This window comes from Streptosporangium sp. DT93 (genome assembly GCF_049844535.1).
Classification (GTDB): domain Bacteria; phylum Actinomycetota; class Actinomycetes; order Streptosporangiales; family Streptosporangiaceae; genus Streptosporangium.
This window is the reverse complement of record NZ_JBNCLF010000003.1, coordinates 391,581-413,337: the sequence shown is the minus strand read 5'-3', so window position 1 is coordinate 413,337 and position 21,757 is coordinate 391,581. Positions and strand designations below refer to the sequence as shown.

Genomic DNA, 21,757 nt, shown 5'->3' with positions numbered 1-21,757 from the left:
TCCAGCACAGCTGTCAATAAGGCCGCTTTAGGTTAATCGGGTCCCATCCAACCAAATCGGGCGGGGTGCAGTGGCTTTTTAATACGTTTGTCATATTTGCTTCTCAAGTGTGCCCGGATCGGGTGTGCCCGGACGCCACCCCCGGCGGCGGCCCATCGGCACCGCGATGCCCGCCGCGGTGACCAGGACGCCCGCGGCGAGCGCGCCCAGCGCGATCCAGAGCGAGCGCGAGACGGCGACGGCGTCCCGGGCGGGCGCGGGCCGTACCGCGTCCGGCGGCAGCGGGGCCGCCTCGCGCGGTGCCAGCGCCACCTGCTCGGACGGCAGGATCGCGGAGACCGCCAGCAGCGGGTTGACCATCCCGGCGCCGGTGCCCGCCCCGGCGCCGCCGTCCGCGGTCAGCTCGATGCGCCGCCGGATCCGCGCGTTGTCCAGCCGCGGGTGGCGGGCGCGGACCAGCGCGGCCACCCCGGCCACGTACGGGGCGGCGAAGCTGGTGCCCTCCAGGTCCTCCCGGTAGGTCCGCCCGGCCCAGGTGCTCGTGACGTCCCGGCCGGGGGCCAGGACGGAGATCGGGGTGACCGCGTTCGAGGAGTCCGCCCTCGCCCCGTCGGGGCCGGCCGCCCCGACCGAGATGACCCCCTCGTAGGCGGCCGGATAGGCCGGCGCAGGGGTGCCGTCCTCCTTCTGCACGTTGCCGGCCGCGGCCACCACGACGGCGTCCATGGCCAGGGCGTAGGCGACCGCGTTGCGCAGGTCGGCCTGGTCGCTCGCCTGGACCGACACGTTGATCACGTCGGCGCCGAGCTCGGCGGCCCGCACGATGGCCGCGGCCAGCCTGCCCACGTCCCCGGTGCCGTCCGAGGTCTGCTTGACGGAGATCAGCCGCGCGCGCGGCGCGACCCCGGTGAAGGGCACCCCCTTCATCTCGGCCGCCGCGATGATGCCCGCCACCGCCGTGCCGTGGCCGAGGCAGTCGCGGGTGCCGGTGCCGGTCATGTCGACCGAGCGGGTCCTGGTGAGCTGGGGATGGCGGACCTCCACCCCGCTGTCGACGACCGCGACGGTGACCCCGGCCCCCTTGGTCAGCGCCCAGACCTCCGGGAGGCTGAGCCGGCGCTGGGCCCAGGACTCGGAGATGCTGGTCGTACCGCGCCTGGGGGTGCACTTCTCGGGCGCCGCGCCCCCCGCTGTGGCTCCCGCCCTCACCGCGACCGGCGCCCTCGCCGTACCCGTGACCGTGGTCACGTCTGTGCCCGTGGTCGCCGCTCTCGCCGTGGCCGTGGCCATAACCTCCGCCGTGGCCGTGGCCACGGCCGGGGGCGCCGCGAACGTCGCCAGCACCAGCACCGTGACGAGCACCCGACCGATCATGAAACGCCCCCAGAACGAGCCACGCGCGACGCCCCCGAACGAAACGGCCCCCGAGCACCCCGGGAACCGGCCCCGGCCGGGACGCCCCGGAGCGAACAGACCCCAGAAAAGGTGAATACCGGGCAGCACCCTACTCAGCCCGGTGCCCTCCGTCGCGGCGTGGCGGGATTTCCCGGGCCGGGCACGTGATCCGGCGGCCATAGGCTGCGGGGGCGGGTGAGCCGGGCAGGCCGCGGCGGAGCCCGCCCATGTCCAGACGCGAGACCAGGAGCAGTTGTGAGCCAGTACCCATGGGGTGAGGCGACCGCGACCGGCATCGGTTCGCATCCGGGAGAGGACCACGCCGAGGCGGTCAGGGTCGTCTTCGGCGAGTCGCCCGCGCTGCCGTACCTGCCCGAGCTGCCCGCACGCGGCGTGGGCGCCGACATGATCGGGCGCACCGCGTCGCTCCTGCTGGAGATGCCGGTGGAGGTGCAGCCGTCGGGCTGGCGGTTCGCCGACCGGCCAGGACGCGACGCCAAGCGCGCCCGCGACCACCTGCTCCGCGACCTCGACGGACTGGAGGAGGTCGTCCAGGGGTACGAGGGGCCCTTCAAGATCCAGGCGTGCGGGCCGTGGACGCTGGCCGGCGCGATCGAGCTGCGGTACGGCGACAAGACGCTCGCCGACCCCGGGGCGGTGCGCGACCTGGTCGCGTCCCTGGCCGAGGGGCTCGCCGCGCACGTCGCCGAGGTACGCCGCAGGGTGCCCGGCGCCTCGGAGATCGTGCTCCAGCTCGACGAGCCGGGACTGCCCGGCGTGCTGATGGGCACGGTCCCGACCGCCTCGGGCTTCGGGCGGCTGTCGGCCGTCGACCGCCAGATCGTCGCCGACCGGCTGCGGGCGGTGTTCCCGCCGGACGTGTTCACGGTGGTGCACTGCTGCGCCCCGCGCGTCCCCTTCGGCGTGCTGCGGGCGGCGGGCGCCCAGGGCGTGTCGCTCGACGCCCGCCTGCTGAGCAGGCGCGAGGAGGACGCGGTCGGCGAGACCGTCGAGGCGGGCACGGCCCTGTTCCTCGGCGTCGTGCCGGGCGTGGACTCCCCGATCGCCGACGCCGGAGCGACGGCCGCGCCCGCGAAGGACCTGTGGCGCCGTCTCGGCTTCCCCTCCTCCACCCTGGCGTCGCAGGTCGTGCTCACCCCCTCCTGCGGCCTGGCCGGCGCCTCGCCCGCCTACGCCAGGGCCGCCCTGGCCGCCTGCGGCCGGGCCGCCCGCGTGCTGCGGGACGACCCGGGCGAGTGAGCGGGACCGCCGTCGTCGCGTCACGGGCGTCCCGCCGTCGGTGGTTCGTCGGTGGTTCGTCGGTGGTTCGTCGGCGGTGCGCCGCGGCGGCGTGGTTCCGGCGGCCGGTCGCCGGAACCGGTTGTCGGTGTCCGGCGATAACGTTTGCCCTGGGTGACGACGAGGGGAGGGTCCGGCGATGGGCGCTGAGGTCGAGGGTGTGCCGGTGACGGCGCTGGAGCGGCACGCGGAGCTGGCCGAGCTGGCCGAGGAGGCCAACTGGCGCTACCACGTGCTCGACGCGCCCACCGTGAGCGACGCCCGGTACGACCTGTGGATGCGCGAGCTGCGGGCCCTGGAGGAGGAGCACCCCACGCTGCGCACGCCCGACTCGCCCACCCAGAAGGTCGGCGCGCCGATCTCCACCGACTTCACCCCTGTCGATCACCTGCAGCGGATGGAGAGCCTCGACAACGCCTTCAACGCCGAGGATCTCGCCTCCTGGCGGGCCAGGGCCGAGCGGCTGGCCGAGCGCGACCCCGCGCCGTTCCTGTGCGAGGTGAAGATCGACGGCCTGGCGATCGCGCTGGTCTACCGCGAGGGCCGCCTGGTCAGGGGGGCGACCAGGGGCGACGGCAGGGTCGGGGACGACGTGACGGCCAACGTCCGCACCCTCGCCGACATCCCGCAGCGCCTGACCGGCGACGACGTGCCCGACCTGATGGAGGTCAGGGGCGAGGTCTACATGCCGGTCGCGGAGTTCGCGGGGCTCAACGAGCATCTGGTCGAGGCCGGCAAGGCGCCGTTCGCCAACCCGCGCAACGCCGCGGCCGGCTCGCTCCGGCAGAAGGACCCGCGCGTCACCGCGCAGCGCCCGCTGCGCATGATCGTTCACGGGGTCGGCGTGTGGAAGGGCACGCCCCTGCCTCCTGCCCAGTCGGAGATCTACCGGCGCCTCGCGGGGTTCGGCCTGCCGGTCAGCGACCTCTACCGGGTCGTCGACGACCTCGGCGGCATCGAGGAGTTCATCGAGTTCTACCGCGAGCACCGGCACGACCCGGCCTACGAGATCGACGGGGTCGTGGTCAAGGTCGACCGCGTCGAGCTCCAGCGCAACCTGGGGTCCACCAGCCGGGCCCCGCGCTGGGCGATCGCGTACAAGTACCCTCCGGAGGAGGTCAACACCAGGCTCCTCGACATCCAGGTCGGGGTGGGCCGCACCGGCCGGATCACGCCGTACGGGGTGATGGAGCCGATCGTCGTGGCCGGGTCCAGGGTCGAGCGGGCCACCCTGCACAACGGCTCGGAGGTCGCGCGCAAGGGGGTGCTGATCGGTGACACCGTGGTGCTGCGCAAGGCGGGCGACGTCATCCCCGAGATCACCGGCCCGGTGACCGGCCTGCGCGACGGCACCGAGCGGGCGTTCACGATGCCGGAGCGCTGCCCCGAGTGCGGCACCGCCCTGGCCTACGAGAAGGAGGGCGACGCCGACCTGCGCTGCCCCAACACCAGGGCGTGCCCGGCCCAGCTGCGCGAGCGCATCTTCTTCGCCGCCGGGCGCAAGGCCCTCGACATCGAGGGGCTGGGCTACGTCGCGGCCACCGCGCTGACCCAGCCGCTGCCGCCGCAGCCGCCGCCGGTCCGCACCGAGGCCGACCTGTTCGACCTGACGATCGAGCAGCTCCTGCCGATCAGGTCGGTGGTCCGCGACCCCGACAACGGCCTGCCGAAGACCGATCCGGAGACCGGCGAGCAGAAGGTCGTCACCTTCTTCGCCAACCAGAGCGGCGAGCCCAGCAAGAACGCCGAGAAGATGCTCCAGGAGCTGGAGAAGGCCAGGGACCGGCCGGTCTGGCGGGTGCTCGTGGCGCTCTCCATCCGGCACGTCGGCCCCCCGACGGCCCAGGCGATCGCCGCGGAGTTCCGCTCCATCCCGGCGATCGCGGAGGCCACCGAGGAGGAGCTCGCCGCCGTCGAGGGCGTCGGCCCCCGGGTGGCCGCGGCGATCCGCGACTGGTTCGAGGTCGACTGGCACCGGGAGATCATCGACCGCTGGGCGGCGGCCGGGGTCCGGATGGTCGACGACCCGCCGGCCGAGCAGCTCCCGCAGACCCTGGCCGGGCTCACCTTCGTGGTGACCGGCACGCTCGCCGCCTTCACCCGCGACGAGGCCGGCGCGGCCCTGGCCTCGCGCGGGGGCAAGGTCGCGTCCTCGGTGTCGAAGAAGACCTCCTTCGTGGTGGCCGGGGAGAACGCCGGCTCCAAGCTCGACAAGGCGACCAAGCTCGGCGTGCCCGTCCTGGACGAGGACGGCCTCGCGGTGCTCCTGGCCGAGGGACCCGAGGCGGCGGCCGCGACGGCCCTGACGCCCGAGGGGCCCGAGGCGCCCCTGAGGTCTGAGGAGTCCGAGACGACCCCGAAGCCCGGGGGGTCCGAGACGGCCCCGACGCCCGAGGACTAGAGGAGCGCGGGGCGGCATCCACGACGCGGGAAGGCGGGTCACGGGTGGTCACGACGCCCCTGGGGCCCGGGGGACGGCCGGGGCCCCGGGGACGGGCGGTGAAAACGTGTGAATTCTCCGTAACGGAACGTGCGCAATCGGTTTCGCGAAGTGGCCCGCAGGCCGTACTCTCCCATAGTGAACTAATGGGGGTTTTGTTACTCATGGCCGACCCAACCGACACTCGCGACACCGGACCGCGACCGGGAACGCCCCTGTGGGGCTATCTGGCCGTCGTCACCACGATCGGGTTCACCGTGCTCGTCGTGTCCCAGCTGCGCCTGGACGCGACCGAGGTGGCGGTGTTCGTCCGCAGCCCGATGTTCTGGATGCTCGCGGTCCTGATCGTGCTGGGTGAACTGCGCCCGGTGGTGCTGTCGTCGTCGATGACGGTGGGCGGCACCTACCCGTCGACGATGTTCACCTTCGCCGCCCTCCTCCAGTACGGCCTTCCGGTCGCCGCGCTGCTCCAAGCGGTGGCCATCGTGGTCAACGGGGTGGTGACCCGCAAGGCGTGCCACCGGGTCATGTTCAACATCGCTCAGGTGACGTTGGCCTGCGGCGCGGCCGAGCTGGTGCTCGGGCTCTTCGGCGATCTGCCCGTCTTCGGCGGCTCGGGGCTGCCCGACGGCTCGGACCTGCTGATGATCGGGCTGGCCGGGCTCGGCTACTTCACCGTGCGGGCACTGCTCGTCTCCGGCGCGGTGGCCCTGCACGAGCGCCGGTCGATCACCCGCGTGATCAGGACGACCATCGGCCACCAGAGCCTGGTGTACGCCGGGATGCTCGGCCTGGCGCCGCTGGTGGTGGTCGTGATGAACCACTCGCCGGCCCTGGTGCCGCTGTTCCTGGCCCCCATGGTGGCGGTCTACTTCACGGCGATGATGTCGGTGCGCCGCGACCACCAGGCGATGCACGACGGGCTGACCGGGCTGCCCAACCGCAAGATGCTCGTGCTCAGCACCGAGGAGGCGCTGGCCGAGGCGCGGGACGGCGAACGGGTCGGCCTGTTCCTGCTCGACCTCGACCGGTTCAAGGAGATCAACGACACGCTCGGGCACCCGGTCGGCGACCGGCTCCTGCAGACGGTCGCGCACCGGCTGACCCACAGCGTCCGCCCCGGCGACATGGTGGCCCGGCTGGGCGGCGACGAGTTCGCCGTGCTGCTGCCCTCGGTCAGGGACGCGGCGGCGGCCAGGGAGGTGGCGGCCCGCCTGCGGGTGGCGATCACCGAGCCGGTCCGGCTGGAGGGCATGAGCTTCGACCTGGACGCCTCGTTCGGCATCGCCATCTACCCCGACCACGCCCCGGACTTCGAGATGCTGCTGCAACGCTCGGACGTGGCGATGTACCTGGCCAAGGAGGGCAGGACCGGGGTCGAGATCTACGCCGCCGACAAGGACCGCAACAGCCCCGAGCGGCTCACGCTCCTCGGTGACCTGCGCAGGGCCATCGACCGCTCCGAGCTGCGGCTGCACTACCAGCCCAAGCTCGACCTGGCCGGCGGGCAGGTGCGGGGGGTGGAGGCGCTGGTGCGGTGGCGCCATCCCGAGCGGGGCATGATCCCCCCGGACGAGTTCGTGCCGATGGCCGAGCAGTCGTACCTGATGCGTCACCTCACCGGGTACGTCATCGACGCGGCGCTCGAGCAGGCCGCGCACTGGTGGCACACCGGGCTGCACGAGCAGATCTCGGTCAACGTCTCGGCCCGCGACCTGCTCGACTCGGCCCTGTCCGACCAGCTCGGGGCGGGGCTGGCGCGCTACCGGCTGCCGCCCAAGGCGATCCAGCTGGAGGTCACCGAGCGCATCCTGATGACCGACCAGGCCTACACCGCCGAGGCGGTCAGTGCCCTGGCCTCGCTGGGGGTGCCGCTGGCGCTGGACGACTTCGGCACCGGCTACTCCTCGCTGGTGCGCCTGCAGCGCCTGCCGGTCGCCGAAGTCAAGATCGACTCCTCGTTCGTCCGCCGCATCGCCGAGTCCAAGGACGACGAGCGGATCGTCCGCTCCATCGTCGACCTGGTCCGCTCCCTGGGGCTGCGCTCGGTCGCCGAGGGCGTCGAGTCGGACGAGGTGGCCAGGCGGCTGAAGGCCATGGGCTGCGACCTCGGCCAGGGCTGGCTGTTCGCCGAGCCCATGTCGGCCGCCGACGCGACCGTGTGGCTGCGCGAGCACCGCGCGCTCAGCACGCACGATCTCAGCCTGCTGCGCCGCAGGAGCGTCCTCGACGCGCAGCGGGCCTGAGGGACGGCCCGCGGCCTCACCGGCACCGGAACGGCCCCGTGAGGGCCGCGCGGGGACGCGTGAGGAGATCGTGATGTTGCCACCGACGGGTCAATGAGTCGGGAGCCTCAGGTCGCGAGCCATAGGATGACAGTGTCCAATTGACATTTCACGAAACGGGTTCAACGACTCATGTCCGCCATAACCCGCGACGAGGTCGCTCACCTCGCCCGGCTCTCCCGGCTGGCGCTGGCCGACGAGGAGCTCGACCACTTCGCCGCCCAGCTCGATGTGATCATCGGTGCGGTCGCCCGCGTCGCCGAGGTGGCGGCCGACGACATCCCGCCGTCCTCGCACGCGCTCCCGCTCACCAACGTCTTCCGTCCCGACGAGGTCCGGCCCGGCCTGACCCCCGAGGCGGCGCTCGCGGGCGCCCCCGCGGTCGAGGACGGCCGCTTCCGTGTGCCGCGCATCCTCGGGGAGGAAGCATGAGTCTCATCCGCACGACCGCCGCCGATCTCGGCGCGATGATCGCGAGCGGCGAGGTCTCCGCCGTCGAGGTCGCCCAGGCCCACCTCGACCGGATGGCCGAGGTCGAGCCGAAGGTCAACGCCTTCCTGCACGTCGACGCCGAGACCACCCTGGAGCAGGCGCGGGCCGTCGACGCCCGCCGCGCGGCCGGTGAGGAGCTCGGCCCGCTGGCCGGCGTGCCGATCGCGCACAAGGACGTCTTCACCACCTCCGACATGCCGACCACGGCCGGATCGAGGATCCTGGAGGGCTGGCGCCCGCCGTACGACGCGACCATCACCCGGCGCCTGCGCGAGGCCGGCCTGGTGATCCTCGGCAAGACCAACCTGGACGAGTTCGCGATGGGCTCCTCCACCGAGAACTCCGCCTACGGGCCCACCCACAACCCGTGGGACCTCTCCCGCATCCCCGGCGGCTCCTCGGGCGGCTCCTCGGCCGCGGTCGCCGCGTACGAGGCCCCGCTGTCCACCGGCACCGACACCGGCGGCTCGATCCGCCAGCCCGCCGCGGTCACCGGCATCGTGGGCATGAAGCCGACCTACGGCGGCTCGTCCCGCTACGGGCTGATCGCCTTCGCCAGCTCGCTGGACACCCCCGGCCCCTTCGCCCGCAACGTGCTGGACGCGGCCCTGCTGCACGAGGCGTTCTCCGGCCACGACGTCATGGACTCCACCTCCGTCGACGCCCCGGTGCCCTCGGTGGTCGAGGCGGCCCGCAACGGCGACGTGGCGGGCCTGCGCGTCGGCGTGGTCAGGGAGTTCGGCGGCGAGAGCGCCGAGGGCTACCAGCCGGGCGTGCTGGCCCGCTTCCACGAGACCGTGGAGCTGCTGGAGTCGCTGGGCGCCAAGGTCGTCGAGGTCTCCTGCCCGTCGTTCACCACCGCGCTGCCGGCGTACTACCTCATCGCGCCCTCGGAGTGCTCGTCCAACCTGGCGCGCTTCGACGCCATGCGCTACGGCCTGCGCGTCGGCGACGACGGGACGCGCAGCGCCGAGGAGGTCATGGCCCTGACCCGGGCCCAGGGCTTCGGCCCCGAGGTCAAGCGCCGGATCATCCTGGGCACGTACGCGCTCTCCAGCGGGTACTACGACGCCTACTACGGCCAGGCGCAGAAGGTCCGCACGCTCATCGCGCGCGACTTCGAGGCGGCCTTCCAGCAGGTGGACGTGCTCATCTCGCCGACGACCCCGACCACGGCGTTCCCGATCGGCGAGCGCGCCGACGACCCGATGGCCATGTACCTGGCCGACCTGTGCACGATCCCGTCGAACCTGGCGGGCAACGCGGCCATCTCGGTGCCGTGCGGCCTGGCCGACGAGGACGGCCTGCCGGTCGGCCTGCAGATCATGGCCCCGGTGCTCGGCGACGACCGCTGCTACCGGGTCGGCGCCGCGGTCGAGCGGGCCCTGCGCGGACGCTGGGGCGGCGACCTGCTGTCCCGGGCGCCGGAGCTGTAGGGCCTTCCGGTACGTCGGGATCTTCAGGGCCCGGGCCTCGGAACACCGGGACACCGGGACGTCCCGGCATCGGGACACCGGCACACCGGGACTTCGAGAGGGCGAACGGGCGGCAGGGCGACAGGTGACAGGGAGAACGGCGGCATGATCACTCGGATCGAGATCGACGGGTTCAAGTCCTTCTTGAACTTCGATCTCGATGTGCCGCCCTTTCTCGCGCTGGTCGGCCCGAACGCGAGCGGCAAGTCGAACCTCTTCGACGCGGTCGGGTTCGTGGCCGCCGAGATCGAGGGCTCCGGCGGGCTGTTCGGCGCGACCCGGGGGTTGCCGGGGGAGCAGTTCCACCGGGTCGCCCAGGGCTCGGCCGTGCCCGACTTCGTGGTCGCGGTGGAGGCGATGGTCGCCCCCGAGCCGAGGACGGTCGTGCCGATCAGGTTCGACGCGGGAGCGGAGATGGTGCTGAAGATCCCCCGATCCAGCGGGGCCGTCGTCAGCCACGTGGCGCAGCAGATCCCCCCGGAGCTGCTGGAACTCATGATCGCCGACCCGGATCCGCAGGGCACGCCCCGCCGTACGGTCCGGTCCTGGCGCCGCTACGCGCCCTCGCCCGCGGCGATGCGCCGGCGCTGCCCGGCCGGTGACACCGGGCCGCTCGCGGCCGACGGCGCGAACCTGGCCGCGGTGCTGGGCCGGATGGCGGGCACCGGGGCGATGGCCGACCTCACGGCGGACCTGGCCGGGGTGGTCCCCGACGTCGGCGACCTGGTGCCGCGCGCCGAGCGGGACGAGTGCTCCTTCGAGCTGGTCGTCGACGGGCAGGGGACGGTTCCGGCGGCGCTGCTGTCCGACGGCACGCTGCGGGTCCTCGGCCTGCTGACGGCCCTGCACGACCCCGGTCACCCGGGCACGCTGCTGGTGGAGGAGATCGAGAGCGGGGTGCACCCCGTCCGCCTGGGCGAGCTGCTGCGCCGGGTACGGCGGCGGATCACCGTGCCCGGGGGCCCTGAGCCGCTGCGGCAGGTGATCCTCACCAGCCAGTCCCCGGTGGTCGTCGCCGAGGTCTACCGGACCGAGCCCGAGGCGCTGACGTTCCTCGACACCGCGGTCCGCGTCGATCCCGACAACGACCGGGTGTCGCGGGTGACGGTGGCCAAGCCGATCCAGCCGGACGGCGAGCCGGGCACGTTCGTCTCGCCCCGGCAGGTCCGCAAGTACCTGGGCGCGGCGGCGTGAGCCGCCCGCTGGTCCCGGGACTCGTCGCCGAGGGGGAGGCCGACGAGGGCTTCCTCGGTATCGTGATCTCCCGGCAGCTGCGCGAGCTCACCTGGATGTCGCCGCACGCCGTCGACGTCGAGGCCACCGAGGTCGTCTCCTGCGACCGGGAGCGCCTGGTCGCGGCGCTGGAGGAGCTCGCGGCCGACTGTCACCTGCTGTTCACGCACGACGAGCAGCGGGAACGCCGCAGGCGCGACAGCGTGCGCTACCACTCGAAATACCTGGTGCCGGTGATCGGGCTGGGCGAGACCGAGGGCTGGCTGCTGGCCGACCGGGCCGTGTGGGCGGGGCTGGAGGGCAGCGACCTCAGCCTCCTGCCGTCCCGGCCCCGCGAGGTCGACAGGATCGCCGACCCCGCCGGGGTGCTGGCCGCGACCGTCCCCCGGCGCGGCAAGCCGGTCCGCGACTACTTCGAATACATAGGACGCAACATCGATCTCGCCGTCCTGGCCCAGGTGCCCGCGTACGCGAACTGGGTGGCCGAGACGAGGAACGCGCTGAAGGGACTCGGTTATCTATGACGCAGGAACCAGGACGCGGGTGTCCATGACGCACGTCTCCACGACGCGTGTCCCCGGGGCGCGTGTCGTCACGACGCTCAGGGCGCGTGTCGTCACGACGCTCAGGGCGCGTGTCGTCACGGCGCGTTCTCACGACGCGCGTTTCACGACAGAACAGACAGGCACGGTGGGCGCGGGCGGATCCCGGCGCACCGGGCGCACCGGCGCGCGAGGGACGATCGCTCCGCGGAGCGGAAGCGGAAGAGGAAGAGGAAGGGTGAACGACCGATGAGCACCGAGACGTTGATGCCGTACGACGAGGCGCTGGAGCGCTTCGAGCCGGTGCTGGGCCTGGAGACGCACGTCGAGCTGGGCACGGCGTCGAAGATGTTCTGCGGCTGCTCGACCACGTTCGGCGCCCCGCCGAACACGCACGTCTGCCCGGTCTGCCTGGCGCTGCCCGGCTCGCTGCCGACGGCCAACGCCGCCGCGATCGAGTCGACGATCCGCATCGGACTGGCGCTCAACTGCTCCATCGCCGAGTGGTGCCGCTTCGCCCGGAAGAACTACTTCTACCCGGACATGCCGAAGAACTACCAGATCAGCCAGTACGACGAGCCGCTCTGCTTCGACGGCTACCTCGACGTCGAGGTCGACGGCAGGACCGTCAGGGTCGAGATCGAGCGCGTCCACCTGGAGGAGGACACCGGCAAGTCCACCCACGTGGGCGGCGCGACCGGCCGCATCCACGGCGCGGACTACTCGATCGTCGACTACAACCGCGCGGGCATCCCGCTGGTGGAGATCGTCACCAAGCCGATTCCGGGGACCGACCGGATGGCCCCGGAGATCGCCCGCGCCTACGGCACCGAGCTGCGCGAGCTGGTGCGCGGCCTCGGCGTCTCGGACGTGCGCATGGAGGAGGGCTCCATGCGGTTCGACGTGAACGTCTCGCTCATGCCGCGCGGCTCCTCGGAGTGGGGGACGCGTACCGAGACCAAGAACGTCAACTCGCTGCGCAGCGTCGAGCGTTCGGTCCGGGGCGAGATCGAGCGCCAGGCCGCGATCCTGGCCGGTGGCGGCCGGATCATCCAGGAGACCCGCCACTTCCACGAGAACACCGGCACCACCACCTCGGGACGGTCCAAGGAGGAGGCGCAGGACTACCGCTACTTCCCCGAGCCCGACCTGGTGCCGATCGCCCCCGACACGGCGTGGGTCGCCACGCTCAAGGCGTCCCTGCCCGAGCTGCCGAGCGTGCGGCGCAGGCGGCTCCAGCAGGAGTGGGGCGTGTCCGACCTGGACATGGCGGCCATGCACAACGCCGACGCCATCGCGCTGGTGGAGGCGACGGTCGCCGCGGGCGCCCCGCCCGCGGACGCCCGCAAGTGGTGGATGGGCGAGCTGGCCCGCCGCGCCAACGAGTCCGGGGTCGCGCTGAGCGCGCTGCCGATCACCCCCGACCAGATCGCCCGGGTGTGCGCGATGGTCGCCGGGGGGGCGCTGAACGACAAGCTGGCCCGCCAGGTGCTGGAGGGCGTGGTGAACGGCGAGGGCTCCCCGGACGAGGTGGTGGCCGCCCGCGGCCTGCAGATCGTCAACGACGAGGGCGAGCTGATGGAGATCATCGACCGGGTGCTGGCCGAGAACGCCGACGCGGCCGAGAAGGTGCGGGCCGGCAAGGTCGCCGCCGCCGGCGCCCTGGTGGGCGGCGTCATGAAGGCCAGCCGCGGCAAGGCCGACGCGGGCCGGGCCCGGGAGCTCATCCTGGAGCGCCTCGGCGTCTCCGGCTGACCAGCCCCGCCACGTGAACGGCGCGGGGTCCCCTTCCGGGGGCCCCGCGGGTTCGTACGTCAGCCCGTGGAGGAGATCACCGAACCCTGGTACGTGGTCTCGATGAACTGCTTCACCTCGGGCCCGGCGAGGAGCTCGGCCAGCTTCTTCACGCGGGGGTCGTTCTCCTGGCCCGGGCGGACGACCAGCCCGTTGGCGTACGGGTTGCCCTCCGCCTTCTCCAGCACCAGCGAGTCGCCTGCGGGCTTGAGACCGGCCTCCAGGGCGTAGTTGCCGTTGATCACCGCGGCGTCCACGTCCTCCAGGGAACGCGGGAGCTGGGCCGCCTCCAGGGGCTTGAACTGGAGGTTCTTGGGGTTGTTCGCGACGTCGCGCTCGGTGGCGGCCGTCCCGACGCCCTCCTTGAGGGTGATCACGCCGTTGTCCTCCAGCAGCTTGAGCGAGCGGCCCAGGTTGGTGGCGTCGTTGGGCAGCGCGACCGTGGCGTCGTTCGCCAGCTCGGTCACGGCCTTGATCTTCTTGGAGTACAGTCCCAGCGGCTCCAGGTGAACGTCCTGGACGTAGGTCAGCTCCCCGCCGCCCTTGGACTTCAGGAAGTCCGCCAGGTACGGCCGGTGCTGGAAGTAGTTCGCGTCGAGCTGGCTCTCCTGGAGCTGCACGTTCGGCTGCACGTAGTCGGCGAACTCCACGATCTCCAGCTTGATCCCCGCCTTGGCGGCCAGGTTGTCGCTGACGTACTTGAGGATCTCCGAGTGCGGCACCGGGCTCACGCCGACCTTCAGCGGAGCGTCCATGGCCGCCGAGGCGCCCGCGCCCCCCGACGTCGCCGCCGCGGGACCGGCGGTGTCGGCCGAGCCCCCGCAGGCCGTCAGGACCATGGCCAGTACGGCCGCGGCCGTGACCCCCATCAATCTGCGCATCCCCGTGTTCTCCTATCTGTGTGAGAGCCTGCGGGCGACGGCGTCGCCGAGGATCTGGATGAACTGGACGAGCACGATCAGCAGCACGACGGTGACGACCATGACGCCGGTGTCGAAGCGCTGGTAGCCGTACCGGATGGCGAGGTCACCGAGGCCGCCGCCGCCGATCGCGCCCGCCATCGCGGAGTAGCTGATCAGCGCCACGACGGTGACGGTCAGCCCGGCGACCAGCTCCGGCAGGGTCTCGGGCAGCAGGACCTTCGTGACCACGGTGATCCGCCGCGACCCCATCGCCTGCGCGGCCTCCACGACCTCGCGGCCGACGCCGCGCAGCGCGGTCTCCACCAGCCGGGCGTAGAACGGGACGGCCCCGAGCGTCAGCGGGACGATGGCGGCCACGGTGCCGATGGTGGTGCCGGTGATCAGCCGGGTGAACGGCAGGATCGCCACCATCAGCACGATGAACGGCAGCGACCGCCCCACGTTCACGATCGCCCCGAGCACGGCCTTCACCGCGGGCATCGGGGTCAGGCCGCCGCGGTCGGTGGTGACCAGCAGCACGCCGATCGGCAGGCCGAGCACCGCCGTCAGCAGCGTCGACCAGAACACCATCTGCCCGGTCTCCAGGGTGGCCTGCCCCAGGATCGGCAGCAGCTCCTCGAACGTCATGGGTTCTCCTCCACCAGTACGCCGCGCTCGCGCAGGTAGGCGAGCGCGGCGGCGATCTCCCTGCCGTCGAGCCCGATCCGCAGCCGGCCCACCGACACGCCGCGCAGTTCCTCCAGCGAGCCGCCGAGGATGTTGACGTCCACGTCGAACTTCCGCACCAGGCTGGACACCACCGGCTCCCCGGCCTGCCCGGCGGCGAAGGTCAGGGTGACGCTGCCGGACGGCGCGGGCTCGGGCAGCGGGAAGATCTCCCTGGTCAGCAGGGAACCGGGCCGGGCGATGAGGTCGTGGACGCGTCCCGACTCCAGCACCTTCCCGTCCCGCATGGTGGCCGCCGAGTCGCACACGCTCTTGATCACCTGCATCTCGTGCGTGATCAGCATGATCGTCAGCCCCAGCTCGGCGTTGAGGCGCCGGAGCAGGGCGAGGATCGACTGCGTGGTCCCGGGGTCGAGCGCGCTGGTGGCCTCGTCCGACAGCAGCACCTTCGGCCGGGCCGCGAGCGCGCGGGCGATGCCGACCCGCTGCTTCTGCCCGCCGGAGAGCTGCGCGGGGTAGGCCCCGGCCTTGTCCGACAGGCCGACGAGGTCGAGCAGTTCGGCCACCCGGGTCCGGCGCTCGGCGCGCGGCACCTTCCCCACCTCCAGCGGGAAGGCCACGTTCGCGGCGACCGTACGGGAGGACAGCAGCGCGAAATGCTGGTGGATCATCCCGATCCGCTGCCGGGCCTCGCGAAGCTCGGTGTCCCCCAGGACGGTCAGGTCCTGCCCGTCGACGGTCACGGTGCCGCCGGTGGGCCGCTCCAGCAGGTTGACGCAGCGCAGCAGGGTGCTCTTGCCGGCCCCGCTCTGCCCGAGTACGCCGAAGATCTCGCCCTCGCGTACGTCGAGGTCGACCCCGTCGAGTGCCACGACGCCGGTGCCGTACACCTTGCGAAGTGCCGAAACATGTATCACAGGTAGGTTATACCTGAAGTAAGGATACGAATCTAATCGACGTTAACCCAACACGGACAAAACATCACCCCTCGGCTGTGACATCGGTCTCCTGCGCGAAGGTGACGATTGCGGGCGATGACACCGGCGGCCGGAATCGGGGACGACGTCCCTGCTCGTGCCCGGCCGCCCGGGAAAGCGCCCGGGAAGTCGTTCGAGAAGTTGTCCGAGGGGCTTGTCCGAAGAGCGCCAGGGAGGACGACCGGGGAACCGGCCGAGGGGCTGTTCGAGAAGCCGCCGGAGAGCCGTCCGCGGGGGTGCCCGGGGAAAGTGGTCGTCCCCGAGAGGGGCCCGTCAAGGTGCTGTCCGGGAGACCGCCGGCCGGTGTCCCGGGCCCCTTCTTTTCGCGGGTCCGGCGGCCGCGAGAGAAAAGCGCGTGCTTACCCGAAACTTTTCATGCGGTAATCCCTGCTTCTGAAATTCATCAGCTATTGACGTGATTCACGATAACTTGCACAGTTGTCACGGCACTTTCGCCATTCGCTCCGGTATGACCTGACCTCACGATCGGAAGAATGCACATGAGAAGATTTCTGGCCTCCACGGCCGCGACCCTGATGGCGGTCGCGGGAGTGGCCGTCGCGGCGGTCCCCGCCTCCGCGGCCGCCGTGACCGGCGCTTCCGTCGCGTCCGCGGCGGCGGGGGTGGACGCCGTGATCATCGCCGACGGGGTGCGCTTCAGGTCGTCCCCGGGCGGCTCGAAGGTCATCGGTTATCTCTACTACGGCGATTCCGGGCAGACCAGGTACGGCTCGACGAACGGCTGGTGCTATTTCCGGCTGGGCAGAACGTCGGCTTCCGGATTGCCCTCGGGGACCGCCGGATACGTCTCGTGCAGCTACCTGGCGACGGAGCACGAGCGCCTTTACGACGGCCCGGCCGTCGACACCCTGGCGGAGTGAGACCGGCGCGCCGGTGACGGACCCGGCCGCCCGGCTCCCCACAGCCGGGCGGCCGTCACGTCCTCGCGTTCCCCCCACGACCTCCTCCCGTGCCCGCCGATTCCCGTAGGTCTTCGCGTGCGGCCGGATCGGCGACGCCAGGACGGCCTCCCCCGTGACCGGGAGCGCCCCGGGACGGGGGCGGGTCCGCCGTACGGGCGTCACCCGTCCAGGATCCTGAGGCCGATGACGCCGACGAGGATGAGTGCCAGGCAGAGCAGCCGCGCGGGCGCCGCGCTCTCGCCCAGGGCCACGATGCCCGCGACCGCGACCCCGAGCGCGCCGAGCCCGACCCAGACGGCGTACGCGGTGCCCATCGGCAGGCTTCTGAGGACGAAGGTGAGGATGACGAGGCTCAGGGCCGCCGTCGCCACCCCGATGACCGCCGGCCAGAGGCGCGTGAACCCGTCCGAGCGTTCGAGCGCGGTGGCCCAGACGATCTCCAGCATGGCCGCGAGGACGAGCAGGATCCAGGCCATGGCGATCAGGCCGTGGTGCCAGCGTCGACCAGGATGACGGCACCGGTGATGTTCCTGCCGCCCGGGCCCGCCAGGTGGGAGACGGTGGCGGCGATGTCCTCGGGGTCGCAGTAGCGGCCCAGCGCGGACAGACGCCGTTCCTCGTCCGCGTCCGGGCCGTCGGCCGGGTTCATCTCCGTGTCGGTCGAGCCGGGATGGACGAGGTTGGCGGTGATGCCGCGAGGTCCCAGATCCCTGGCGAGGCCCTTGGTCAGGCCGACCAGCGCGGACTTGCTCATCGCGTACAGGGTCCAGCCCGGGTACGGCACGCGCTCGGCGAGGCTGCTGCCGACGCAGATGATCCGGCCCCCCTCCGTCATGTGCCGGGAGGCGGCCTGGGCCAGGACGAACGCGGCGCGGGGATGGACCGCCAGGATGGTGTCGATCTCGTCCGGCGTGACCTCCTCGAAAGGCCCGTACGGGGCGATGCCCGCGCTGCTGACCAGGACGTCGATCCGCCCGAACTCGGTGACCGTGCGCTCGACCGCCGCGACCAGGGCGCCGGCGTCGGCGGCCTCCGCCGCCACGGCCAGGCCGCGGGCACCGGCGGCCTCGATCTCCTTGACGACCGCCGCGGCCCGGTCGGCCGAGCGCGCGTACGTGATCACGACGTCGGTGCCCTCGGAGGCCAGCCGTACGGCGACGGCGGCGCCGATCCCGCGGCTGCCTCCGGTGACGAGCGCGACCCTGCCTGTCATGGCCTTCTCCTTATCCGGAATCAATTCCGTTTGACGATAAACGGAACCTGTTCCGCTTGCAACCCTCCGCGATGGCCCGCGAGCGCGAACGTCTAGCCTGTGACCGTGGACGCCGTCACGAACCCACGCCCCGAGCGGGTCGACGCGGCGCGTAACCGGATGAAGATCCTCAAGGCCGCCGCCGGCATCGTCGCGGCCCAGGGCGTCGAGGGGCTGACGATGGCCGAGGTGGCCGCCGCGGCCGGGGTCGGCGTCGGCACCCTCTACCGCCGGTTCGGCGATCGCTCGGGACTGGCGTACGCGCTCATCGACGAGCGGGAGCGCGCGTTCCAGTCGGCGTTCATCGAGGGGCCGCCGCCCCTGGGTCCGGGCGCCGACGCGCCGGACCGCATCCGCGCGTTCCTGCACGCCCTCGCCGACAGGACCGTGGAGCAACTCGACCTGCTGCTGATGGCCGAGACGGCGACCCCGCTCGCCCGTTTCGGCGGCGCCTACGAGGCCTACCACGCCCACCTGTCGATGCTCGTCGCCCGGGCCAGGCCCGGTGCCGACGCCCACGTCCTGGCCGACACCCTGCTGGCCCCGCTGGCCGCCCCGCTGCTCGCGCACCGCCTGCGCGGGCACGGGGTGACGATCGAGCGCGTCAAGGCGTCACTGGACGACCTGTCGGCGGCGCTCACCCCTCGAAGACCCTGAGGACCCTGAGGACCCTGAACGGCTTGAACGGCTTGAACGGCCGGAACACCCCGAATGGCTCGCACCTTTCGAGCGGCCCGAACGGCTTGAACGACCCGAATGCGTTGAACGGCCTGAATGCCCGAACGACACCCCACAGGATCACCGGACGGCCCCCACAACCACTACCGCCGGATGGGCTGATTTGTTATTCCTTTTTAGACGGTGGTCATCCGATGTGGTTTAGGGTTGCCGGAGGTGGACGCTGAGAGGCAGGAGGAGCCGGAGGCCGTGCGGAACGCCGGAGCACCTGTGAACCCGCCGACGGACCCTTTCGAAGCGATTCCCCTTCCCTCGCGCCCCGTCTCACCGGGTGCCCGCGACCCGCGCCCCTCGACCGGACAAACCGGTCGATCCCAGAACGGCTCCCGGCTCCCTCCCGGCGTGTCACCCGACATCTTCGGCTCCACCGGTCTCGGCGGCCCCGCCGGCCCCACCCGCGGATCGGCGTCCATCCCGCCCGCGGCGCAGCCCCCGCAGCCCTGGCAGATGGCCCCGCCCCCCGAGCGGCCCTCCCCACGCGACGAGCCCTCGCTGGTCCCCGGCGGTGACGGCGGATTCCCCCGGCCCGACGGGCTCCGCTACGAGGAGCCGCCCCGGCGCCGCCGCAGAGGGCGCGGAATCGTCCTGACCGTCCTCGCACTCCTCTGCCTCGCCGGGCTCGCGTACGCGGTTCCGGCGGTGGTCATGTCCGGCAAGATGCTCCCGGGCACCACCGTGCGGGGCGTCGACATCGGCGGGCTGACCGCGACCGAGGCGGCCGACAGGCTCAGGGACCGCCTCGCCACCGCGGCGTCCGAGAGGATGACCCTGCTGGCGGCCGGCAAACGCTTCGCGTTCGACCCCGAAGAGGCCGGGCTGAAGTTCGACGTCGTCGCCACCATCAACCAGGCCCCCAGCGGCTTCCCGGGGCCCGGCCAGGTCTGGCGGGCCCTCACCGGCCCCACCGAGCTCGACCCCAAGGTCTCCTCCGACCCCGAGGCGTTGAAGGACGCGGTGGAGGGCCTGGCCAGGAAGATCGACCTGAGGGTCCGCGAGGGCGCGGTCACCTTCCAGGGCGTCGACCCCGTCCTCGTGACGCCCCGCGACGGCCGGGAGCTGGAGCGGGAGGCCGCGGTCGCCGCGATCGAGGACGCCTTCCTCGGCCCGGCGCGGGAGGTCCGCCTCCCGGTCTCGGTGATCAAGCCCAAGGCCTCGGACGCCATGGTGAGCAAGGCCGCGGCCGGCGCTCCCAGGGCCCTGTCCGAGCCGATCACCCTCACCGTGGCCGGCAGGCGGGTCCGGCTGCCGGTGGAGACCCTCGCGGCGCACCTTTCCTACCGGCCGGACGGCTCCGGCGGCATGCGCCCGGTGTTCGACGCCAGGAGCGCCGTCGCCTCGGTGGAGCACCTCCTCGTCGACCCGGCCACGGCCCCGCGCGACCCCTCGTTCCGGATCGTCGCCGGAAAGCCGAAGCTGGTGCCCGGCCGCAGGGGGAAGGGCGTCGACGACGAGCGGCTCGCCGCGGACGTGACCGAGATGATCGTCAGCGGCGGCGACCGCACCATCCCGGTGTCGCTGACCACCGTCCAGCCGCGGATGACCGACGCCCAGGCGCGCGAGCTCGGCATCAAGGAGCGGATCAGCCAGTTCACCACGTTCTACGACTGCTGCACGGCGCGGGTCGTCAACATCAAGACGATCGCCCGGCTTCTCGACGGCTACGTGGTGAAACCGGGCCAGACCTTCTCGCTCAACGGCATCGTCGGGCAGCGCGACACGGCCCGCGGGTTCCTGCCCGCCCCCATGATCGAGGGAGGCAGGCTGGTCAACTCGGTCGGCGGCGGGATCTCCCAGTTCGTCACCACCATGTACAACGCCGTGTTCTTCGGCGGGCTCGAGGACGTCCAGCACGTGGCGCACGAGTTCCACATCTCCCGCTACCCGGCCGGAAGGGAGTCCACGGTCTCCTGGCCCGAGCCGGACTTCCGCTGGAAGAACGACTCGCCGTACGGGGTGCTGATCAAGACCTCGGCCGACGACCGCGGGGTCACGGTCTCCTTCTGGAGCACCAGGCGCTACGAGATCGAGTCGGTCTCCTCCGAGCGCTACGACCTCGTTCCCTTCGGGAGCGCCACCGGCAGCGGGCCCGACTGCATCGACATGGTCGGGCAGCAGGGATTCACGATCGACGTCTGGCGCGTCTTCAAGAAGGACGGCAAGGAGATCAAGCGCGTCAAGAAGACGACGGTCTACAAACCCGAGACCAACCTCAAGTGCTCCTAGGGTTGTCCTCATGAAGATCTGGGTTCCCTCCGAGGCCGCCGCCGGTGTTCTGCGTGATCTGCCCGAGGTGGAGTGCGTCGTCTACGACGGCACGGGGCCGGTGCCCGAGGGGGCCGAGAAGGCCGAGGTGTGGATCCCGCCGTTGATGCCGGTGGCCGGCCTGCCCGCGCTGCTCGCCCGGATGACCTCCCTGCGGTTGCTGCAGACCGTCACGGCGGGGGTGGACGCCTACCGTCCGCACCTGCCGGAAGGGGTGACGCTCTGCAACGCCCGGGGCGTGCACGACGCGGGTACGGCCGAGTGGGTCGTGGGAGCCATGATCGCGGTGCTGCGGGAGTTCCCGGGATTCGCCCGGGCGCAGGAGCGGGGCGAGTGGACCTACCACCACACCCCGGTGCTGGCCGACTCCACCGTGCTGATCGTCGGGTACGGCTCGATCGGCGAGGCGCTGGAGCGCAGGCTCGACGGTTTCGAGGTGGACGTCGTCCGGGTGGCCAGGAGCGCCAGGCCCGGCGTGCACGGCCTGGACGAGCTGCCCGGCCTGCTGCCCGGCGCCGACGTGGTGGTGCTGCTGGTGCCGTTCACGCCCGAGACCACCGGCATGGTGGACGCGGGGTTCCTGGCGGCCATGAGGGACGGGGCCGTCCTGGTGAACGCGGCCAGGGGGCCGGTGGTCGACACCGGCGCGCTCGTCGACGCGCTGCGCGAGGGCCGGATCCTGGCCGCGCTCGACGTCACCGACCCCGAGCCGCTGCCGCCGGACCACCCGCTGTGGACCGCGCCGGGGGTCCTCATCACCCCGCACGTCGCGGGCAGCAGCCCGGCGTCCGTACGGCGCACCCTGAAACTGCTCCGCTCGCAGCTCCTGCGCTACCTCGCGGACGAGCCGCTCAAAAATGTGATCACGGGTTCTTACTGACCGGTAAAGGAATCCTGACCGTGGCTGCCCCGTGACCTGTGCTGCGTACCTTCGTCAGAGGCGGTACCGGTTCCCGCGTGGTTATCAGATCGGTGACGACTACGGCGTTGTCACCACCCGTACGAGCCGGACGGCACACACTGGCCCTGTGCCGGTGTGGGCTCCGAGACGAACGACGGAG

General features: G+C 72.0%; 18 protein-coding genes. 12 read left to right on the top strand and 6 right to left on the bottom strand.

All coding sequences use genetic code 11. The features are described 5' to 3' along the window. Window positions 1-90: 90 nt before the first annotated feature. Window positions 91-1,374, bottom strand: a complete 1,284-nt coding sequence (locus ACLQ2R_RS09705; protein ID WP_425959026.1) for a S8 family serine peptidase — start codon at window positions 1,372-1,374, stop codon at window positions 91-93. Between the two features lie 276 nt (window positions 1,375-1,650). Between ACLQ2R_RS09705 and ACLQ2R_RS09700 the strand changes: the two genes are divergently transcribed. The 8 genes from ACLQ2R_RS09700 (at window position 1,651) to gatB (ending at window position 12,916) form a co-directional block, all read left to right on the top strand. Next, on the top strand, window positions 1,651-2,655 hold the full coding sequence (locus tag ACLQ2R_RS09700; protein ID WP_425959025.1) for a methionine synthase: 1,005 nt from the start codon (window positions 1,651-1,653) through the stop codon (window positions 2,653-2,655). A gap of 178 nt (window positions 2,656-2,833) precedes the next feature. Then, window positions 2,834-5,095, top strand: coding sequence for an NAD-dependent DNA ligase LigA (ligA, locus tag ACLQ2R_RS09695; RefSeq protein ID WP_425959024.1), 2,262 nt, complete (start codon window positions 2,834-2,836; stop codon window positions 5,093-5,095). Between the two features lie 203 nt (window positions 5,096-5,298). After that, window positions 5,299-7,380, top strand: a complete 2,082-nt coding sequence (locus tag ACLQ2R_RS09690; protein ID WP_425959023.1) for a putative bifunctional diguanylate cyclase/phosphodiesterase — start codon at window positions 5,299-5,301, stop codon at window positions 7,378-7,380. A 171-nt stretch (window positions 7,381-7,551) separates the two neighbouring features. After that, complete coding sequence (gene gatC / locus ACLQ2R_RS09685) at window positions 7,552-7,851, top strand: Asp-tRNA(Asn)/Glu-tRNA(Gln) amidotransferase subunit GatC (RefSeq protein WP_362799866.1); 300 nt, start codon at window positions 7,552-7,554, stop codon at window positions 7,849-7,851. Beyond that, window positions 7,848-9,347 carry an Asp-tRNA(Asn)/Glu-tRNA(Gln) amidotransferase subunit GatA gene (gene gatA, locus ACLQ2R_RS09680; protein ID WP_425959022.1) on the top strand — a complete coding sequence of 500 codons (1,500 nt, stop codon included), beginning with the start codon at window positions 7,848-7,850 and terminating at the stop codon, window positions 9,345-9,347. The genes gatC and gatA overlap by 4 nt, the downstream gene beginning before the upstream one ends. A gap of 144 nt (window positions 9,348-9,491) precedes the next feature. Continuing rightward, on the top strand, window positions 9,492-10,580 hold the full coding sequence (locus ACLQ2R_RS09675) for an AAA family ATPase (RefSeq protein WP_425959021.1): 1,089 nt from the start codon (window positions 9,492-9,494) through the stop codon (window positions 10,578-10,580). Beyond that, window positions 10,577-11,143, top strand: a complete 567-nt coding sequence (locus ACLQ2R_RS09670) for a hypothetical protein (protein WP_425959020.1) — start codon at window positions 10,577-10,579, stop codon at window positions 11,141-11,143. Before ACLQ2R_RS09675 ends, ACLQ2R_RS09670 begins: the two co-directional genes overlap by 4 nt. 267 nt (window positions 11,144-11,410) lie before the next feature. Then, entirely contained in the window at window positions 11,411-12,916 is a 1,506-nt protein-coding gene (gene gatB, locus ACLQ2R_RS09665) for an Asp-tRNA(Asn)/Glu-tRNA(Gln) amidotransferase subunit GatB (RefSeq protein WP_425959019.1), read from the top strand. Between the two features lie 59 nt (window positions 12,917-12,975). Here gatB and ACLQ2R_RS09660 read toward each other — a convergent pair whose 3' ends face one another. Genes ACLQ2R_RS09660 through ACLQ2R_RS09650 form a run of 3 tightly spaced genes read right to left on the bottom strand, consistent with a single transcriptional unit; the run spans window position 12,976 to window position 15,461 of the window. Then, window positions 12,976-13,836: a MetQ/NlpA family ABC transporter substrate-binding protein gene (locus tag ACLQ2R_RS09660; protein WP_425959018.1), complete on the bottom strand. Its 861-nt coding sequence runs from the start codon at window positions 13,834-13,836 to the stop codon at window positions 12,976-12,978. 12 nt (window positions 13,837-13,848) lie between these two features. Further along, window positions 13,849-14,505, bottom strand: a complete 657-nt coding sequence (locus tag ACLQ2R_RS09655) for a methionine ABC transporter permease (protein WP_425959017.1) — start codon at window positions 14,503-14,505, stop codon at window positions 13,849-13,851. Continuing rightward, window positions 14,502-15,461, bottom strand: coding sequence for a methionine ABC transporter ATP-binding protein (locus ACLQ2R_RS09650; RefSeq protein WP_425959016.1), 960 nt, complete (start codon window positions 15,459-15,461; stop codon window positions 14,502-14,504). The genes ACLQ2R_RS09655 and ACLQ2R_RS09650 overlap by 4 nt, the downstream gene beginning before the upstream one ends. 560 nt (window positions 15,462-16,021) lie before the next feature. Between ACLQ2R_RS09650 and ACLQ2R_RS09645 the strand changes: the two genes are divergently transcribed. Continuing rightward, complete coding sequence (locus ACLQ2R_RS09645) at window positions 16,022-16,402, top strand: hypothetical protein (RefSeq protein WP_425959015.1); 381 nt, start codon at window positions 16,022-16,024, stop codon at window positions 16,400-16,402. A 200-nt stretch (window positions 16,403-16,602) separates the two neighbouring features. Here ACLQ2R_RS09645 and ACLQ2R_RS09640 read toward each other — a convergent pair whose 3' ends face one another. Then, window positions 16,603-16,920, bottom strand: a complete 318-nt coding sequence (locus ACLQ2R_RS09640; protein ID WP_386242639.1) for a DMT family transporter — start codon at window positions 16,918-16,920, stop codon at window positions 16,603-16,605. 5 nt (window positions 16,921-16,925) lie between these two features. Further along, entirely contained in the window at window positions 16,926-17,657 is a 732-nt protein-coding gene (locus ACLQ2R_RS09635; protein WP_425959014.1) for an SDR family NAD(P)-dependent oxidoreductase, read from the bottom strand. Window positions 17,658-17,762: 105 nt separating this feature from the next. On the opposite strand from ACLQ2R_RS09635, the gene ACLQ2R_RS09630 reads away from it, so the two are divergent. The 3 genes from ACLQ2R_RS09630 (at window position 17,763) to ACLQ2R_RS09620 (ending at window position 21,576) form a co-directional block, all read left to right on the top strand. Then, window positions 17,763-18,353, top strand: a complete 591-nt coding sequence (locus ACLQ2R_RS09630; protein WP_425959013.1) for a TetR/AcrR family transcriptional regulator — start codon at window positions 17,763-17,765, stop codon at window positions 18,351-18,353. A gap of 423 nt (window positions 18,354-18,776) precedes the next feature. Then, the gene (locus tag ACLQ2R_RS09625) at window positions 18,777-20,657 is read left to right on the top strand and encodes a VanW family protein (protein ID WP_425959011.1); all 1,881 of its coding nucleotides are present in this window, start codon (window positions 18,777-18,779) and stop codon (window positions 20,655-20,657) included. A 10-nt stretch (window positions 20,658-20,667) separates the two neighbouring features. Next, the gene (locus ACLQ2R_RS09620; RefSeq protein WP_425959010.1) at window positions 20,668-21,576 is read left to right on the top strand and encodes a 2-hydroxyacid dehydrogenase; all 909 of its coding nucleotides are present in this window, start codon (window positions 20,668-20,670) and stop codon (window positions 21,574-21,576) included. Window positions 21,577-21,757 lie beyond the last annotated feature (181 nt).

Bases quoted from the DNA above. Each gene is read 5' to 3' on its own strand.
- ACLQ2R_RS09705 (WP_425959026.1), bottom strand. From the start codon at position 1,374: ATGATCGGTCGGGTGCTCGTCACGGTGCTGGTGCTGGCGACGTTCGCG.
- ligA (WP_425959024.1), top strand. From the start codon at position 2,834: ATGGGCGCTGAGGTCGAGGGTGTGCCGGTGACGGCGCTGGAGCGGCAC.
- ACLQ2R_RS09690 (WP_425959023.1), top strand. From the start codon at position 5,299: ATGGCCGACCCAACCGACACTCGCGACACCGGACCGCGACCGGGAACG.
- gatC (WP_362799866.1), top strand. From the start codon at position 7,552: ATGTCCGCCATAACCCGCGACGAGGTCGCTCACCTCGCCCGGCTCTCC.
- gatA (WP_425959022.1), top strand. From the start codon at position 7,848: ATGAGTCTCATCCGCACGACCGCCGCCGATCTCGGCGCGATGATCGCG.
- ACLQ2R_RS09675 (WP_425959021.1), top strand. From the start codon at position 9,492: ATGATCACTCGGATCGAGATCGACGGGTTCAAGTCCTTCTTGAACTTC.
- gatB (WP_425959019.1), top strand. From the start codon at position 11,411: ATGAGCACCGAGACGTTGATGCCGTACGACGAGGCGCTGGAGCGCTTC.
- ACLQ2R_RS09660 (WP_425959018.1), bottom strand. From the start codon at position 13,836: ATGCGCAGATTGATGGGGGTCACGGCCGCGGCCGTACTGGCCATGGTC.
- ACLQ2R_RS09655 (WP_425959017.1), bottom strand. From the start codon at position 14,505: ATGACGTTCGAGGAGCTGCTGCCGATCCTGGGGCAGGCCACCCTGGAG.
- ACLQ2R_RS09645 (WP_425959015.1), top strand. From the start codon at position 16,022: ATGAGAAGATTTCTGGCCTCCACGGCCGCGACCCTGATGGCGGTCGCG.
- ACLQ2R_RS09640 (WP_386242639.1), bottom strand. From the start codon at position 16,920: ATGGCCTGGATCCTGCTCGTCCTCGCGGCCATGCTGGAGATCGTCTGG.
- ACLQ2R_RS09635 (WP_425959014.1), bottom strand. From the start codon at position 17,657: ATGACAGGCAGGGTCGCGCTCGTCACCGGAGGCAGCCGCGGGATCGGC.
- ACLQ2R_RS09620 (WP_425959010.1), top strand. From the start codon at position 20,668: ATGAAGATCTGGGTTCCCTCCGAGGCCGCCGCCGGTGTTCTGCGTGAT.